This is a genomic window from Achromobacter insolitus, from assembly GCF_002209555.1.
Lineage (GTDB): Bacteria > Pseudomonadota > Gammaproteobacteria > Burkholderiales > Burkholderiaceae_B > Achromobacter > Achromobacter insolitus.
The window spans coordinates 224,147-240,261 of the sequence record NZ_NJIF01000001.1 but is presented as its reverse complement, the minus strand read 5'-3'; the positions used below and the strand labels follow the sequence as shown (position 1 = coordinate 240,261).

Below are 16,115 nucleotides of genomic sequence, written 5' to 3'. Positions count from 1 at the left end.
TGGCATGAAGCGAAGCGCGGCTCCGCTCCATTGCACGAGAAACCGCAGCCTACGGGCTGCGGTTTTTTTTTCGCCAGGCGGGACTATCCGTGCTGGTGCCGGTATTCCTGTGTTCGTCCGCCATATCCATAGGCAGCCGCTCGCGCGTCGATCACGTGGACGTACGAGCAATCGTGCAGTTCACCCAGAATTTCCTGGAACGCTGCATAGATCTCCTTGATGTAACGCGCCTTCTCGGCCTTGGTATTGGTTTCATCGGTGACGCTGATGTCCAGGTGAAAGGCATTTTGTCCCAGTTCGGACAGCGGGCGGCCACCAATGAACCAGCGATCATGGGGGATGTGTTGCAAGGTGATTGCGATGACGGGCAGTTGCTTGCCCAGTACGGATTGGGTCAGGCCAGCCACGGCCTGCACCACGCGGCGGTTGATGGCGTCATCGGATTGGCCGGACAGGTGAACGACGATATGAGGCATGGCGAAACTCCTGTTGTGTGAGAGGACGAAATCAGTCTAGGGGCTGGTTTGACATCGGAAAAGCGGGAATTTACGATTTAATCCATCGATAATTCCGTTGGATAAGCCATGTCCGGATTCGACCTGGACCAGTTGCGCACGCTGGTGGCAGTGGTGGAGGCGGGGAGCCTCACGGCGGCGGCGCCCAAGGTCTTCCTGTCGCAGTCGTCCGTCAGTGAACAGATGCGCAAACTGGAAGAGCGGGCGGGGCAGCCGTTGCTGTTGCGCGGCAAGGCCGGCGTGATCGCCACCCCGGCGGGTGAACGATTGCTGAGCCACGCGCGGGCAATCCTTGCCCTGAGCGACGAGGCCTATCGGGATCTGCGCGGCGTGGCCTTGCGCGGCCAATTGCGGCTATGCATCACGGACTATTTCCGTCCCGGCGACGTGGCGCGCATGCTGCGCCGGCTCAACGAGCAGTATCCCCAGGTGCGGCTGCACGTCACCATCATGAAGAGCGGCGCGATCGAGACGGCCTACGAACGCGGCGAGATCGACGTCGGTATTTCCATGCGCATCATGGAGCGCGGCGCCGCGCGGGGCAGGGCGCATGGGGCGCTGTTGCGGCGGGAACCCTTGATGTGGATGGCGGCGCAGGATGCCGCCCCGCCGGTCGAGGATGTCCTGCCCTTGCTGGTGTTGCCGGAAACTTGCGCCTTGCGCCAGTATGTGGAGCGCCTGCTGTCACGCCGCGACGTGCCGTATTCGGTGGCGCATGTCGCGTCTGGCGTGGCCGGTTTGCAGCTGGCCGTGGCGGCGGGGCTGGGCGTGGCATGCCTGAATGAATCCGCGATGGCGCCCGGCATGGTCCGCCTGCGCGCGCCCGGCCTGCCAGCTTTGCCGATGGCGGAATTCCGCCTGTTGCCGGCACGGCCGGGCGAAAGCGAGTTCATTGGCCTGGCGCGCGCCGCTATCGTCAAGGCACTGGGCTAGGCGCGAAATCGGCACCGTGATCGCGGCCTTCCCGCGCGCGGCCTGTCAGGCGCGCGGCGCGGCCGCGGCGCCCGGCAGGCGTTGCACAGCGTTCAGCAGCCGCGCGGCAAACTCCTGCGCTGCCCGACTGCGCGATGCTTCCTTGCGCCACAGGATGGCTGCGCGGCGCACGGTGGTAGGGTCGGTGAGGGCGATGCTCTTCAATTCCGAGCCGGCGGCGCCGGCCGCATGCTCGGCGGCGATGGTAGCCAGTTCTCCTTGCCGGCACAGGTGGATCAGGGCGTCCACCGATTCCATTTCTACACGGACTTCCGGCGCCAGCCCCGCCGTGGCGCAGGCCGCGTCTATCATGCGGCGCGTCGCGAAACTGCGCGGCAACAACGCCAGCGGCACGCCAGCCAGGTCGCGCATGCGCAGGCTGCGCCGAGATGCCAGCGGGTGCTGCTTGCCAACCACTACGCGCAGGCGTTCGTCGAACAGGGGCTGTGCCTCGATTTCCTCGCGCATCGCGGGATGGAATGAAATGCCCAGGTCCAGCTGGCCGCTGACCAGCAAATCTTCGATGGGACCGGCCCGCAGATCGCGGACGTGGATCTGGACCTTCGGAAAGGCCAGGCTGAACGAGGCCACCGCGTCCGGCACGAAATGGGTCAGGAAGGTTGGGATGACGCCTATGGTGAGGGACCCGGCCTGCAGCCCAGCCAGGTCCGCGAGGGCCATTTTCCCGGCCTCGATTTCCTGCAGCGCGCGGCTGGCGTGATCCCTCAGGACGCGGCCCGCCTGCGACAGGCGCAACCCTCTGCCTATGCGGTCGAACAAGGGCATGCCCAATTCTTCTTCCAGTTGGCGCAGTCCGTGGGAGAGGGTGGATTGCGTGACGTGCAGCGCGTCGGCCGCACGGGTCAGGTGCTCGGTTTCGGCAACGCTGAGGAAGTAGCGTAGCTGACGCAATTCCATCGGAAACTCCAGGAGTAAAGCCGCGCGGCCCGGCCGGGGCGGTCGATGATTGGCGATTTATCATTCGATGATATCGAACAATTAATGCAATATAAATCATTGGATGCAAAACCGGCCGAGCCCTAATCTTGCCTGCATCATTCATGGCAGGGCTTCAGGTTTTATGACACCCGTTTCGACCCAGGCGCCGGCACGGACGCCGCTTACGCAAAGCGATGCCTCGTGGCGCATCGACCGCATCCACGCGCGGATCGTCGACATTCCGACCATCCGGCCGCACAAGTTTTCCTTCGGCGCCATTAACCGGCAAAGTCCGGTCATCGTGCAGCTCTGGCTCGCCAACGGCGCTTGCGGCTATGGCGAAGCAGCCACTATAGGCGGGCCGTCGTGGAACGAAGAATCGCCCGAGTCCATTCTGCACGCGATCCAGCAATACCTTGCTCCGGCGGTGGCCGGCGCCGACGCCCGCAGGTTCGCCGATCACATCGCCCGCTTCGAGACGGTCTGCAAAGGCAATACCTTCGCCAAGAGCGCGGTCGAGATGGCGCTGGTGGACGCGGTGGCGCGCAGCCTCGGCGTGCCGGCCTGGCAATTGCTGGGCGGCAAGCGGATCGAGCGTCTGCCGCTCGCCTGGACGCTAGCCAGCGGTGATTCGCAGCGCGACCTGGACGAGGCCGAAAAGATGATGCAGTCGCGCCGCCATCGCTTGTTCAAGCTCAAGATCGGCGCGCGCAGCCCGGCGGATGACGTGGCGCACGTGACCCGCATCGCGCGCGGCCTGGATGGCCGCGCCGATATGACAGTTGACGTCAACCAGGCCTGGGACGGCAACACCGCCCGCCGCTATCTGCCGCAACTGGTGGAGGCGGGGGTGACGTTGATCGAACAGCCGGTGGCCAAGTGGGACGTGCAGGCTTTGCGCGAGGCGACGCAGTCGCTGGGCGCTGCCGCGCTGATCATGGCGGACGAAACCGTATGTTCGGCGCAAGACGCATTCATGCTGGCGTCGCAGCGCGCTTGCCACGTGTTTTCCCTGAAAGTGGCCAAGCACGGCGGCCTGCTGCGCACGCGCGAAGTCGCAGCCGTGGCGCAAGCCGCCGGCATCGGCTGGTACGGCGGAACCATGCTGGAGACCTCGCTGGGAAGCGCGGCTTCCGCACACGTGTTTGCCACGCTTTCCGACCAGCACCACGGGTGCGAACTGTTCGGCCCGCAACTGCTGGTCGATGACATCGTCGAGCAACCCATGGCCGTGCGCGACTTCGAACTCCAATTGCCCGACGGCCCAGGCTTCGGCGTCGTCGTGGACGAAAAGCGGCTGGACCGTTTTGACCGCGCCAGGGCAGGCCTGACGCCGACGACGGTCGACTTCGGCCGCAGCGGCGAGCCCGCCGCAACCTGACCCACCATCTTCCCGATCATTCAAAAATGCAGGAGACGCATCATGGCTGAATACACCCAGCAACAACTACTGGATCTGGTCAACAGCTCCCAAGTCAATCCGGGCGACGAACGAGTGCGGCAGATCACGCAGCGCATTGTGTCGGACCTGTTCCGTGCGATCGATGACCTCGACATCAAACCCGATGAATTCTGGGCTGGCGTGGATTGGCTTGCACGCCTGGGCGCCAGCGGCCAGCTCGGCCTGATCACGGCCGGCCTGGGCTTTGACCGCCTGATCGACATCCGCGAGGAAGAGGCCGACGTGGCCGCTGGCCGCGCCGCCGGCACGCCGCGCGCGATTGAGGGGCCGCTCTACATTGCCGGCGCGCCGCTCTCGGACGGCCAGGCACGCCTGGACGAGGATCCCGCGCAGGGCACCGTGCTGGTCATGGAAGGGCAGGTACGCGACGTGGACGGCAAGCCTGTCGCCGGCGCGCTCGTCGATGTCTGGCATGCCAACGAGCTGGGGCGCTATTCGCACTTCGATCCCGACCAGGAGGACTATCACCTGCGCCGCAAGATCAGGACCGACGCGCAGGGCCGCTATCGCTTCCGCAGCTTCATTCCGCCGGGCTACGCGATTCCGCCGAACAGCCCCACGTCCGAACTGTTCGAGGCCCTGGGCCGCCATGGCAACCGGCCGGCCCATATCCACTTTCTGGTGGCGGCCGAAGGCCTGCGAACCCTGACCACGCAGGTCAACATCCCGGGCGACACCTTCCTGGACGATGACTTCGCCTTCGCCACGCGCGATGGACTGGTGGTCGAACTGCAGCCGGACACGCCGCCCGCCGGCTATGAGAGCCTGGGCGTGGACGCCCCTTTCACACGCGTCTGTTTCGACTTTGTGCTGCAGCCGGCGCTGGACGCCGACGAGGCCCGCCCGCAAGCCCGCATGGACCGCGCCACCGCCTGATTACGCTCTGATCACTGCCTGGGCGGCGCCCGTTCGCGGCGCCGCCATTTTCCCCTGACACCTCATAACAACCCGCAGGCGCGAGGCCGGGTTCGGCCGCGCCATGGAGACAACCATCATGACCGCTACTTCCAGCTGGTCGATTCCGACGCTGATCGATCAGGAGCGACTGGGCGCCTTTCAATGGCGCGTGCTGATCCTGTGCTTTCTTATCGCGCTGTTCGACGGATTCGATACGCAGGCGATCGCCTTCACCGGCCCGGCCATCCTGGCCGCTTTCGATCTGAAGGCAGGCGCGTTGGCACCCATCCTGACCGCCGGTATCGTCGGCATGACGGTGGGTGCCATGACCCTGGGCCTGATCGGCGATCGCATCGGCCGCCGGCCGGCCATCATGCTTGGCCTGGCTCTGTTCGGCCTGTCCACGCTGGCCACGGCCTGGGCCACCGATACGACCCACATCCTCGTGCTGCGCTTCATTGCCGGGCTGGGCATGGGCGGCTGCACGCCCGTGCTGCTGGCGCTGGCGGCCGAGTACGGCCCGGCCCGGCTGCGTGGCGCCATCATGACCGGCGTGTTGTTGGGCCTGCCCGCGGGCGCCATGCTGGGAGGGCTGCTCGCCGCGCGCATGTTGCCCGTCATCGGCTGGGAAGGCATCTTCGTGGTGGGCGGCCTGGCGCCCTTGGTCCTGCTGGCCGTCGCCGCCCTCATGCTGCCCGAGTCCCTGTACTTCAAGGCCACTCGGCGAGACCCGGAAAGCCAGCGCTACATCGCGCGAATACTCTCGACAATATCGCGCCGCAAGCTGGACGCCGACACGCAGTTCACCGTGCCTGAGGAATCCGTCGCCAAGGCCAGCGTCGGCGCGTTGTTCTCCGGCGGGCACGGCGGCAAGACCGTGGCGATCTGGGCGGTGTACCTGTTGAACTGGGTGGCCTGGTTCATGTTGTTGTCCTGGCTGCCCACGGTGCTCAAGGCCGCCGGCCTGCCCGCTGAACAGGCTCCCATGGGCACGGTCATCGTTAATGCCGTCTTCATCATCTGCGCGATTCCGCTGTCCTTCGTGCTGCCGCGCGTCAACACCCGGCGCTTGCTGGGCGGGATGTTCGCGTTGGGCATCGCAGTGGCCGTCGGCTTGAGCTATGCCGGCGACAACTGGACGCTGGTCTTCATCCTGGTCGGCGCCGCGGGGCTGGGCATAGGCGGACAGCAGATCGCGCTGAACTATCTGATCGTGGGCGCGTATCCCACCGCGCTGCGCGCCACGGCGACCGGCTGGGCTATCGGCATGGGACGCGCGGGTGCGATCGCGGGTTCGGCCATCGGCGGCACGTTCCTGGCCTGGGGCGGACCGTCGGGATTCTTCATGGCGCTGGCGGTGCCCCTGGCGGTCGCGGCCCTTGCGGTGCTGAGCCTCAAGCTGGCGCACGCGCGGCCAGACGGCGCGCTTTCGGCGGCGCACTGATTATCTGCAAGGACGATGCAAACATGAATACACAACAACGTTTCAAGGGCCAGGTGGCCCTGGTCACGGGCGCCGCCCAAGGCGTCGGCCGGGCAACGGCGAGACGCCTGGCGGCCGAAGGCGCACACGTCGTGATCGTGGACCGGGCAGAGGAGCAGGGCGCTGCGGTGGCCGAGGAAATCCGGGCTGCGGGCGGACAGGCCCGCTTCGTGCAGGCGGATCTGGAAACCCATGAGGGCGCGCAGTCCATGGTGCGGGCAGCGCTGGAAATCAACGGCCGGATCGACGTATCCGTGCATAACGTCGGCGGCACGATCTGGACCCGGCCCTTCTGGGAGTACACGCCCGAGCAGATGCAGCGCGAAGTCAATCGTTCGCTGTGGCCCACGCTGTGGTCCTGCCGCGAAGTCATACCGGTGATGCGGGCCCAAGGCGCGGGCGCCATCGTCAACGTGGGTTCCAATGCTACGCGGGGCATCTACCGCGTGCCATATTCGGCGTCCAAGGGCGGCGTGCATGCCGCCACTGTCTGCATGGCGTTGGAGCTTGCGAAATCCGGCGTGCGCGTCAACTGCGTGTCGCCCGGCGCGCTGGACAATGGCGTGCGCGCGATCCCGCGCAATCATGAGACGCCGTCCGAGCAGGAGACCGCATGGGTGGGCGAGATGTACGCGTCGTGCCTGCGGGACACGCCGCAGGACCGACTGGGCCAGGCCGAGGAAGTCGCCGCGGCGATCTGCTTCATGGCCGCGCCTGAGGCCTCCTACATCACCGGACAGATCATGTACGTGGCTGGAGGGGATATCGGCTGAGCAGGCGCGCGGCCGTTTCGAACCGACCGGTGCAGGCTCAGCCGGCCTGGCGGTTCGCGGCCAGCCAATCCAGGAAATCACGGCCCGGACCCTGTTCACGCGCGATTGCACCGATGGGTTGGAACGAGCCCGGCGATTCGATGGGCACTCGCTGGAAATGGCCATGCTGCACATACCAGTTGGCCAGGGTTTGCGGCACCATCGCCAGCGCTTCCTGGGCCTGCATGATGGCGATGAGCAAGGGCATGGGCGGGGCGGCGCTGCTCAGCCTGCATAGCCGGGGCAGTACGCCGGCGCGTTCGAAAAAGGCCTTGAACACCGCATGGATCGCCAGTTCCGGACGCGGCTCGATCCAGAGCTGGGAGGTGACTTGCGCCAGCGTAGGCGTGCCGCCGGGATCCAGCAGCGGGTGGCCCGCGGCGGCTACGATCACCGCCCTGTCTTCCTGCAACGCCACGAATTCCAGGCCCGCCGGGACCGCCTCCGGACGCCGGCATAGCAGCATGTCCAGGCTGCCACCGGCCGCCTGAGGCAGCAGTTGTTCCCGGCTTCCTTCCACGATCTCCACCTGCAAGCCCGGGCGCGCCTTCATGTAGGCGGGCAGGCGTTCGGCCAGCAGCCCCCCGGTGGCGGCCGGGATGGCGCCCAGGCGCAGGCTGCCGGTAGCGCCCTGGCGCAGCGCCGCAACCGTATCGGTGGACGCGCGCAGTGTCGTCAGCATGCTCCGGGCGCACTCCGCCATGAGCTGGCCGCTACGCGTGGTGCGCATGCCGCGGGCGTGGCGTTCGAACAGCCGGACCTCCAGCAGATCCTCGATATCGGCCAGCGCGTGAGTCGCCGCAGGCTGGCTCAGGCCGATATGGCTGGCCGCCTGTTGGATGCTGCCCAGGTCCGCAATGCTGGCCAGCAATTGCAAGTGGCGCAGGCGGCCCTTGGCCAGCAGGCGCGACAACAGGGTGGCGGGGGCGACGTCCATGGCACGGGAAAAATAGCTATTCAAAATGCGAATATATCCACGCATTAATATATTTGAAATAAGGATATGCCCTGGCCACAATGCAGCGATCCCGTTCATCGCTTCCGTTCCCAGGAGTGGCTGGTCCATGAAGTCCCGTTTGCTGCATGCCCTTGTTTGCGCCGTAACTTTGAGCGCTTCGTCCTTGGCCGCCGCCCAGGGCGACTATCCTTCCCAGCCCGTGCGGCTCATCGTGCCATTTGCGCCCGGCGGCTCCACGGACGCCCTGGCCCGCGCGGTGGCAGAGGGCCTGCGCAAGGAGCTGGGCCAGAGCGTGGTGGTGGAGAATCGCGCTGGCGCGGGGGGGCTGCTCGGTACCGAGGCGGTAGCTCGGGCCGAGCCGGACGGCTATACGCTGGGCATGGCCACGGTCAGCACCATGGCGGTGAATCCCCTGCTGTATGGCACCAAGCGCGTCGATCCGCAGACGCAGTTGGCGCCCGTGGCATCCGTGGCCACGGTGCCGGTCGTATGGATGGTGAATCCGGCGTTTCCCGCGCAGGACTTCGCGCAATTCCTGGCGGAACTGCGCGCCCATCCCGGAAAGTACTCCTATGGCTCGCCCGGCGTGGGGTCGCTCGGCCATTTGAACCTGGCGGCCATGAACGCCGACCTGAAGGTCGATGTGTTGCACGTGCCGTACCGCGGCATGGGGCCGGCGCTGACTGCCGCCGTGGGCGGCGAAGTGCAGGTGCAGCAGGACCAGTACGCATCGGCGCAATCGCTGGTCAAGGCCGGCAAGCTCCGTGCCATCGCGGTGTCCGCGCCAGCCCGGCTGCCCGACATGCCGGAACTTCCGACCATGACGGAACTAGGGTATCCGCAGCTCAACGCGCTGGGCCAGACCTGGTTCGGCCTGGTCGCGCCCGCGGGAACACCGGAGGCCGTGGTCCAGCGCCTGAACCAGGCCGCCGTGCGCGCACTGGCCGATCCGGCTCTGGTGCAGCGCCTGGCCGGCATGGGCGCGCAGCCGGACGCGGGCACGCCCCAGGCGTTCGCCGACCGCATCGCGCAGACGCTGGCCGCCAATCGCAAAATCATTGAAACTGCCGGCATCAAGCTCGACGAGTGACCTGACCGGTTTTTTCCCCGCCACACCAGCCACAGGAGAAACAATGGGTGCCATCGACAAACTTGCGCCGTTCATTGACGCGCGCAGCGAGCGCTACGCGGAACTGAGCGACCGCATCTGGAGCCTGGCCGAACTGCGCTACGACGAACACAAGTCCGCCGAGTTGCACATCGCGATGCTGGAGGAAGCCGGTTTTCGCGTCACGCGCGATGCCGCTGGCATTCCCACCGCTTTCGTGGCCGAGGCCGGCAACGGCGGACCCGTGATCGGCATCCTGGGCGAGTACGACGCGCTGTCCGGCCTGAGCCAGGAAAGCGGTGCGTACGCCTGCCAGCCGTCACCGGAAACGCCGAACGGCAATGGCCATGGCTGCGGCCATCATCTGCTGGGCACGGCTGCGCATTTCGCCGCGGTGGCGGTGAAGGAGTTCCTCGAGGCCAACGGCCTGCCCGGTACCATCCGCTTCTACGGCTGTCCCGCGGAAGAGGGGGGCTCGGGCAAGACTTTCATGGCGCGTGCAGGGCTGTTCGACGATCTGGACGCGGCGCTGACCTGGCACCCGGCATCGCACACGGGGATCTTCCATCAGTCCTCGCTGGCCAACATCCAGGCCTATTTCCGCTTCCGCGGCGTGGCCGCGCATGCCGCCAATTCGCCGCATCTGGGCCGCAGCGCGCTGGACGCGGTGGAACTGATGAACGTGGGGGTTAACTATCTGCGCGAACACATGGTGCCGGATGCGCGCGTGCACTATGCGGTGACCAATAGCGGCGGCATTTCACCCAACGTCGTGCAGGCGCGGGCCGAGGTGTTGTATCTGGTGCGCGCACCCATCAATTCGCAAGCCGCGGAACTGTACGAGCGCGTGCAGAACGTGGCGCGCGGCGCCGCGCTGATGACGGGCTGCGAACTGGAAATCGTATTCGACAAGGCGTGCTCGAACTACATTCCCAATGGCGTACTCAACCAGATCATGTACGACAACATGCTGGCGTTGCAGGGGCCGCAGTACACCACTGGCGAACAGCAGGCCGCGCGCCGCATGTGGGACGCGATTTCCGCGGACGATATCGACAACGCCGGGAAGAACCTCGGTGCGGTATTGCGTAATCCGACGCCGCTGTTCACCGGCGTGGCGCCTTACGAACCAGGCAAGACCGAGATCACCTACGGTTCCACCGACGTGGGCGACGTGAGCTGGGTCGCGCCCACCGCGCAATGCTGGGGCGCCTGCTATGCCTACGGCACGCCGTTCCATTCCTGGCAGATGGTGGCGCAGGGCAAGATGTCCATGGCGCACAAGGGCATGGTGCACGCGGCCAAGATCATCGCGGCGACCGCCGCGGACCTGTATACGCAGCCCGAGGCGCTGGCCCGCGCCAAGGCGGAACTGACGGAAACGCGCCGCGGGCAGCCGTATGTCTGCCCGATTCCGGCGGACGTGCTGCCTTCGTTCATGCGCAAATAGGATAAGGCCCCCACGCCGCGCGCGCGTTGCGCGCTTGCTGCCCCCCGAGGGGGCGGCGCCGCCTTAGGGCGGCCTGGCGGCGGCGCGAGCCCCCACGCCGCGCGCGTGTTGCGCGCTTGCTGCCCCCCGAGGGGGCGGCGCCGCCTTAGGGCGGCCTGGCGGCGGCGCGAGCCCCCACGCCGCGCGCGTGTTGCGCGCTTGCTGCCCCCCGAGGGGGCGGCGCAAGGCCGCCCCGGTTGACATCAAGCGGGCAGGGATGGCGCGTATTGCGCGTCCGAATGCACCTTGGCGTGGAATTCCACGACCTTGCGCACCACCTTGACGGGATCGTCTTCAATGATGAAGAGGTCCAGGTCGTGCGCGCCTATCATGCCGTTGGCCAGTACCTGGCCTCCCAGCCACTCGACCAGGCCGGACCAGTACTCGCTGCCCACCAGCACGATGGGGGCGGGCGGGACCTTGCCCGTCTGGATGAGCGTCAGCGCTTCGAAGAGCTCATCCAGGGTGCCGAAACCGCCAGGCATCGCCACATAGGCGAAGCTGTGCATGAAGAAGGTTGCCTTGCGCGAGAAAAAATACTCGAATGACAGGCTGATGGTCTGGTATTCGTTGTTGTGCGCTTCATGCGGGAGACTGATGTTCAGCCCGATGCTGGTGCCCCCTGCCTCGAATGCGCCCTTATTGGCTGCCTCCATGATGCCGGGACCGCCGCCGGCGATTACCGCGAAACCCGCATCGGCCAGGGCGGCGGAGATTGCGACGGTGGTTTCATAGTGAGGGGAATTACGGCTGACTCGCGCACTGCCGAAGACGCTGACAGCAGGCCCGATGTTCGCGAGCTTGTCTGCCGCCGTCCGTATCTCTGACATAATCAGCGGAATTTGTTTGTTGGCGGGTGTTTCCGCAGCTATTGCCATATCTGCCTTTGTAACCATGAAAAAAACCTTATTACTGGTCGACGGTTCAAGTTACTTGTACCGCGCTTTCCACGCTATGCCTGATTTGCGCAACGCGCAAGGCGAACCCACGGGGGCGCTCTACGGCGTGGTGAATATGCTGCGCAAACTTGTCTCTGATCATAAGGCAGAGTATGCCGCATGTATTTTCGATGCTCGCGGCAAGACCTTCCGGGACGATATCTACCCGGAATACAAGTCCCACCGCCCCCCCATGCCGGAAGACCTGGCGGCGCAGATCGAGCCCATCCATCGCGCCGTGCGCGCGCTTGGCTGGCCGGTGCTGGCCATAGAAGGCGTCGAGGCCGATGACGTGATCGGCACCCTGGCCAAGCGCGCGGCCGAGCATGACGTGCACACCATCGTGTCCACCGGCGACAAGGATCTGGCGCAACTGGTCAACAGCCACGTCACCCTGGTCAACACCATGACGGGCGAAGTGCTGGACGAGGCCGGCGTGGTCAACAAGTTCGGCGTTCCGCCGGACCGCATCGTGGATTACCTGATGTTGGTCGGGGACGCCGTGGACAATGTGCCCGGGGTAACCAAGGTGGGCCCGAAGACCGCCGTCAAATGGCTTACGGAATTTGGCTCGATTGACAAGCTGGTGGAAGGCGCGGAAAGCATCAAGGGCGTGGCGGGCAGCAACCTGCGCGAGGCCATTCCGAATTTCCCGATGACCCGCCAATTGCTGACCGTGAAGTACGACTGTGACCTGGCAGGCCACGTCGACGGTGTCGCCGACCTCACGCCACGTGAACGCGACGTTGCCACGCTGACCGAACTCTATGAACGTTACGGCTTTCGTACCTGGCTGCGCGATTTGACCGGTGATGCCGAGCGCGTGCCCACGGGCGACGCGCGCGTCGCGCACGAGGCTCCGGCCGCGCCCACGGAGCTGGACTACCAGATCATTTCCGATTGGGCCGCGTTTGACGCCTGGATGGAAAAACTGAAGGACGCGCCGCTCGTTGCGGTGGACACCGAGACCACCTCGCTGGATGAAATGCAAGCCAGGATGGTGGGCATGTCGCTGGCGGTATCGCCAGGCGTGGCATGCTACATCCCGGTGGCGCATCGCGGCCCCGACAACGCGCCGCAACTGCCCAAGGCCGAGGTTCTGGCGCGCCTGAAGCCCTGGCTCGAGGACGCCTCGCGGGCCAAGCTGCTGCATCATGCCAAGTACGACGCGCACGTGTTCGCCAACGAAGGGATCAAGCTGGGCGGCATCACCGAAGACACGATGCTGCAGGCCTATGTGCTGGAATCGCATCGCGGCGTGGGCCTGAATGACCTGGCCCAGCGCTATCTGGGCCGCAGCGGCGTGTCCTACGAGGACCTCTGCGGCAAGGGGGCCAAGCAGATCGGCTTTGATGAAGTCGCGGTGGACAAGGCCGGCCACTATGCCGCTGAAGACTCGGACTTCACCTTGCAGCTGCATCAGGTGCTGCGCCCGATGGTGGCGGCCGACGAAGGCCTGAACTGCATCTATCTGCTGGAAATGCAGGTATCCACCGTGCTGACCACGATCGAGCGCAATGGCGTCAAGGTGGATGCGGCCGAGCTGGGACGCCAGAGCCACAAGCTGGGCCAGGAAATGCTGCAGCTCGAACAAAAGGCCTATGAGTTGGCCGGCCAGCCGTTCAACCTGAATTCGCCCAAGCAGTTGGGCGAGATCCTGTTTGGCCGCATGCAGCTGCCGGTGGTGCGCAAGACGGCCAGCGGCGCGCCGTCCACCGACGAAGAAGTGCTGAGCAAGCTGGCGCAGGATTACCCATTGCCGCAGGTCCTCTTGGAATACCGCGGGCTGTCCAAGCTGAAGTCGACTTACACCGACAAGCTGCCGCGCATGATCAATCCGGACACGGGCCGAGTGCACACGCACTATTCGCAGGCGGCGGTGATCACCGGTCGTCTGGCATCGTCCGATCCCAATCTGCAAAACATTCCGGTGCGCACCGAAGCCGGCAGGCGGGTGCGCGAGGCCTTCATCGCCGAGCAGGGCATGCTGATGTCGGCGGACTATTCCCAGATTGAACTGCGCATCATGGCGCACGTGTCGGACGACGCCAATCTGCAGCGCGCCTTTGCCGCCGGCGAGGACATTCACCGCGCCACGGCCTCGGAAGTGTTCGGCGTTGCGCTGGCCGATGTCTCCACCGAACAGCGCCGCGCCGCCAAGGCCATCAACTTCGGCCTCATCTACGGCATGGGCGTGTTCGGGCTGGCATCGAACCTGGGCATCACGCGCGACGCCGCGCAGGCCTACATCGACCGTTACTTCGCCCGCTATCCCGGCGTGGCGATGTACATGGAGGACACCCGCCGCCGCGCGCGCGAACAGGGATACGTGGAAACCGTCTTCGGACGCCGGTTGCAATTGCCCGAGATCCGCGGCGCATCCGGTCCGCGCCGCCAGGCAGCCGAGCGCGCGGCCATCAATGCGCCCATGCAGGGCACGGCGGCCGACCTGATCAAGATGGCCATGGTGGCGGTGCAGGACTGGCTGGAAGCCGAAAACCTGCAGACGCGCATGATCATGCAGGTGCACGATGAACTGGTGCTCGAGGCGCCGGACTCCGAACTGGAACTGGTCAAGGAAGCGTTGCCGCGCCTGATGTGCAATGTCGCCACGCTGCGCGTACCGCTGGTGGCCGAAGTGGGCATGGGCAAGAACTGGGAGCAGGCTCACTAGGCACGGGGGCCTGCCGTACAGAGGGATGGGCCGCCGCGCGCGGCCCATTTCCGTTTTTGGTATTGCAACAATATAATGTTGCGCTTCCCCGCCTTAAACACGTCCCCCAAATGTTGCTGCTCTGGGTTTTGCTCGCCACCGTCACCGGCGGGCTTATCGCCGTACTTGTCGCCAGCTGGCTGGCCTACAAGGTCTTCGCGCAATATCTGCACCACATGGTCAGCCTGTCGGTGGGCGTGCTGCTGTCCGTCGCCCTGCTGCATCTGCTGCCCGAGGCGTTCGAGACCGGCGTGGCCGATGCCCACGTGCTTTTCGGCTTGATGCTGGCGTCGCTGATCGGTTTTTTCGTGCTGGAGAAAATTGCGCTGCTGCGGCACAGCCATCATCACGAAGGCGATGGTCATCACCATCACAAGGGACATGACCGCCATGAGGCGGGCCGGGGCGGCGTGCTGATCCTGATAGGCAGCTCGCTGCACAACCTGTGCGACGGCGTGCTGGTGGCTGCGGCTTTCCTGACCGATCCGCTGCTGGGCGTATTGACTGCGGCGTCCATCATCATCCACGAAGTGCCGCACAAGCTGGGCGACTTCGTGGTGCTGCTCAATGCAGGCCTGGCGCGGCGCCGCGCGTTCTCCCTGATTCTCTTCACCAGCTTGTGTTCAGCCGTGGGCGGCATAATAGGGTACTTTGTGCTGCAGCAGGCGCAGCAATGGGTGCCGTATGTGCTGGTGGTTGCGGCAAGCAGCTTCCTGTATATCTCGGTGGCCGACCTGATGCCGCAGATGCACGAACGGGTATCCCTGGCCGACGCCGTCCCGCAGTTGCTGCTGGTCGGCGTGGGCGTGGTGCTGATCTACAGCGTCACCACGGTGATGCACCATGGGCATGACCATGGGGCCGAAGTTGGCCATGGCGCGCCGCAAGTGGAGCATACGCACCGGCATTGAGACCGGCCGGGGCCATGCAGGCGCTGGTGGGATATCCGGCTTGGTTGATCATCCCTACACAGGAGTTCTTCATGAGTTTTTCCGCCGCAGCCGGCAATGTCGCGCCCACCGTGATCCACACGGACACCCGGGGCCTGGTCCACGGGGATTTCAAACTGCCCGTGGCCGATGGTTCGATCGATGCCTATTACGCCGCGCCCGAAGGAAAGGGCGACCTGCCCATCGTGCTGGTGGTCCAGGAAATCTTCGGCGTGCACGAGCACATCAAGGATCTGTGCCGCCGGGTCGCCAAGGCGGGCTATCTCGCCGTGGCCGCCAATCTCTATGAACGCCAGGGCGATGCTTCGGTCTATACCGACATCCCGAAACTTATCGCCGAACTGGTCAGCAAGGTGCCGGATGAACAGGTCTATGCCGACCTCGATGCCAGCGTCGCCTGGGCGGCCGCGCACGGCGGCGATCCCAAGCGGGTGGCGGTGACGGGTTTCTGCTGGGGCGGCCGCCTGACCTGGATGTACGCCGCGCACAATCCCGACGTCAAAGCGGCCGTGGCCTGGTACGGCAAATTGAGCGTCGGCCACGGGCCGCTGATCAAGCGCTTCGCCTTCGACGTGGTCAATGCGTTGCATGCGCCGGTGCTGGGCCTGTATGGCGGCAAGGACGCCAGCATTCCTTTGGCCGACGTCGAGACCATGAAAGCCAAGTTGGCCGCCGGCAACGACAACGCGCGGCGTTCGGAAATCGTGGTGTATCCCGAAGCCGACCACGCCTTCCTGGCGGACTATCGCGCCAGCTACAAGGCCGAGGCCGCGCAGGATGGCTGGAAGCGCATGCTTGAGTGGTTCAAGCGTTATTTGTAGGATCCGGGGCGCAGCGAAAGCTGCCCGGGAGCGCGGTGAAAAAAGCCGACCACATAAG

The 16,115-nt window shown here is 65.4% G+C and carries 14 protein-coding genes; 10 read left to right on the top strand and 4 right to left on the bottom strand.

The features are described from left to right. Positions 1–83: 83 nt before the first annotated feature. Positions 84–476: a tautomerase family protein gene (locus CEY08_RS01130; RefSeq protein ID WP_042792586.1), complete on the bottom strand. Its 393-nt coding sequence runs from the start codon at positions 474–476 to the stop codon at positions 84–86. A 108-nt stretch (positions 477–584) separates the two neighbouring features. Between CEY08_RS01130 and CEY08_RS01125 the strand changes: the two genes are divergently transcribed. After that, positions 585–1,448, top strand: a complete 864-nt coding sequence (locus tag CEY08_RS01125) for a LysR family transcriptional regulator (RefSeq protein ID WP_076815635.1) — start codon at positions 585–587, stop codon at positions 1,446–1,448. A 45-nt stretch (positions 1,449–1,493) separates the two neighbouring features. On the opposite strand, the gene cynR is transcribed toward CEY08_RS01125, so the two are convergent. Then, a complete protein-coding gene (gene cynR, locus CEY08_RS01120) occupies positions 1,494–2,405 on the bottom strand; it encodes a transcriptional regulator CynR (protein ID WP_063641682.1) in 912 nt (303 codons plus the stop codon). A gap of 163 nt (positions 2,406–2,568) precedes the next feature. On the opposite strand from cynR, the gene CEY08_RS01115 reads away from it, so the two are divergent. From CEY08_RS01115 to CEY08_RS01100, 4 genes are all read left to right on the top strand, one after another. Beyond that, on the top strand, positions 2,569–3,807 hold the full coding sequence (locus CEY08_RS01115; protein ID WP_076815633.1) for a muconate cycloisomerase family protein: 1,239 nt from the start codon (positions 2,569–2,571) through the stop codon (positions 3,805–3,807). A gap of 42 nt (positions 3,808–3,849) precedes the next feature. After that, entirely contained in the window at positions 3,850–4,764 is a 915-nt protein-coding gene (locus tag CEY08_RS01110) for a dioxygenase family protein (RefSeq protein ID WP_063961833.1), read from the top strand. Between the two features lie 118 nt (positions 4,765–4,882). Beyond that, on the top strand, positions 4,883–6,229 hold the full coding sequence (locus CEY08_RS01105; protein ID WP_088607562.1) for an MFS transporter: 1,347 nt from the start codon (positions 4,883–4,885) through the stop codon (positions 6,227–6,229). A 23-nt stretch (positions 6,230–6,252) separates the two neighbouring features. Next, positions 6,253–7,041 carry a 1,6-dihydroxycyclohexa-2,4-diene-1-carboxylate dehydrogenase gene (locus CEY08_RS01100; protein ID WP_042792590.1) on the top strand — a complete coding sequence of 263 codons (789 nt, stop codon included), beginning with the start codon at positions 6,253–6,255 and terminating at the stop codon, positions 7,039–7,041. Between the two features lie 37 nt (positions 7,042–7,078). Here the strand turns inward: CEY08_RS01100 and CEY08_RS01095 are convergent, their stop codons facing one another. Then, the gene (locus CEY08_RS01095) at positions 7,079–8,017 is read right to left on the bottom strand and encodes a LysR family transcriptional regulator (protein WP_088607561.1); all 939 of its coding nucleotides are present in this window, start codon (positions 8,015–8,017) and stop codon (positions 7,079–7,081) included. Between the two features lie 127 nt (positions 8,018–8,144). Here CEY08_RS01095 and CEY08_RS01090 point away from each other — a divergent pair, with 127 nt between their 5' ends. Next, complete coding sequence (locus CEY08_RS01090; protein WP_088607560.1) at positions 8,145–9,128, top strand: Bug family tripartite tricarboxylate transporter substrate binding protein; 984 nt, start codon at positions 8,145–8,147, stop codon at positions 9,126–9,128. 43 nt (positions 9,129–9,171) lie between these two features. Next, the gene (locus CEY08_RS01085) at positions 9,172–10,596 is read left to right on the top strand and encodes a M20 family metallopeptidase (RefSeq protein WP_063961837.1); all 1,425 of its coding nucleotides are present in this window, start codon (positions 9,172–9,174) and stop codon (positions 10,594–10,596) included. A 242-nt stretch (positions 10,597–10,838) separates the two neighbouring features. Here CEY08_RS01085 and CEY08_RS01080 read toward each other — a convergent pair whose 3' ends face one another. Further along, on the bottom strand, positions 10,839–11,531 hold the full coding sequence (locus CEY08_RS01080) for an LOG family protein (RefSeq protein WP_446697862.1): 693 nt from the start codon (positions 11,529–11,531) through the stop codon (positions 10,839–10,841). Between CEY08_RS01080 and polA the strand changes: the two genes are divergently transcribed. The 3 genes from polA to CEY08_RS01065 all read left to right on the top strand — a co-directional run bounded on the left by polA (position 11,530) and on the right by CEY08_RS01065 (position 16,057). Then, positions 11,530–14,247: a DNA polymerase I gene (gene polA, locus CEY08_RS01075; protein ID WP_076815629.1), complete on the top strand. Its 2,718-nt coding sequence runs from the start codon at positions 11,530–11,532 to the stop codon at positions 14,245–14,247. The two genes, CEY08_RS01080 and polA, sit on opposite strands and share 2 nt — an antisense overlap. 110 nt (positions 14,248–14,357) lie before the next feature. Further along, positions 14,358–15,197, top strand: a complete 840-nt coding sequence (locus CEY08_RS01070; protein WP_042792596.1) for a ZIP family metal transporter — start codon at positions 14,358–14,360, stop codon at positions 15,195–15,197. 71 nt (positions 15,198–15,268) lie between these two features. Beyond that, positions 15,269–16,057, top strand: coding sequence for a dienelactone hydrolase family protein (locus tag CEY08_RS01065; protein ID WP_076817929.1), 789 nt, complete (start codon positions 15,269–15,271; stop codon positions 16,055–16,057). Positions 16,058–16,115: the final 58 nt, after the last annotated feature.

Coding starts and splice junctions, on each gene's coding strand:
- CEY08_RS01085 (WP_063961837.1), top strand. CDS start 9,172: ATGGGTGCCATCGACAAACTTGCGCCGTTCATTGACGCGCGCAGCGAG.
- CEY08_RS01095 (WP_088607561.1), bottom strand. CDS start 8,017: ATGGACGTCGCCCCCGCCACCCTGTTGTCGCGCCTGCTGGCCAAGGGC.
- CEY08_RS01130 (WP_042792586.1), bottom strand. CDS start 476: ATGCCTCATATCGTCGTTCACCTGTCCGGCCAATCCGATGACGCCATC.
- CEY08_RS01100 (WP_042792590.1), top strand. CDS start 6,253: ATGAATACACAACAACGTTTCAAGGGCCAGGTGGCCCTGGTCACGGGC.
- CEY08_RS01105 (WP_088607562.1), top strand. CDS start 4,883: ATGACCGCTACTTCCAGCTGGTCGATTCCGACGCTGATCGATCAGGAG.
- CEY08_RS01070 (WP_042792596.1), top strand. CDS start 14,358: ATGTTGCTGCTCTGGGTTTTGCTCGCCACCGTCACCGGCGGGCTTATC.
- CEY08_RS01110 (WP_063961833.1), top strand. CDS start 3,850: ATGGCTGAATACACCCAGCAACAACTACTGGATCTGGTCAACAGCTCC.
- polA (WP_076815629.1), top strand. CDS start 11,530: ATGAAAAAAACCTTATTACTGGTCGACGGTTCAAGTTACTTGTACCGC.
- CEY08_RS01115 (WP_076815633.1), top strand. CDS start 2,569: ATGACACCCGTTTCGACCCAGGCGCCGGCACGGACGCCGCTTACGCAA.
- CEY08_RS01065 (WP_076817929.1), top strand. CDS start 15,269: ATGAGTTTTTCCGCCGCAGCCGGCAATGTCGCGCCCACCGTGATCCAC.
- CEY08_RS01125 (WP_076815635.1), top strand. CDS start 585: ATGTCCGGATTCGACCTGGACCAGTTGCGCACGCTGGTGGCAGTGGTG.
- cynR (WP_063641682.1), bottom strand. CDS start 2,405: ATGGAATTGCGTCAGCTACGCTACTTCCTCAGCGTTGCCGAAACCGAG.
- CEY08_RS01080 (WP_446697862.1), bottom strand. CDS start 11,531: ATGGTTACAAAGGCAGATATGGCAATAGCTGCGGAAACACCCGCCAAC.
- CEY08_RS01090 (WP_088607560.1), top strand. CDS start 8,145: ATGAAGTCCCGTTTGCTGCATGCCCTTGTTTGCGCCGTAACTTTGAGC.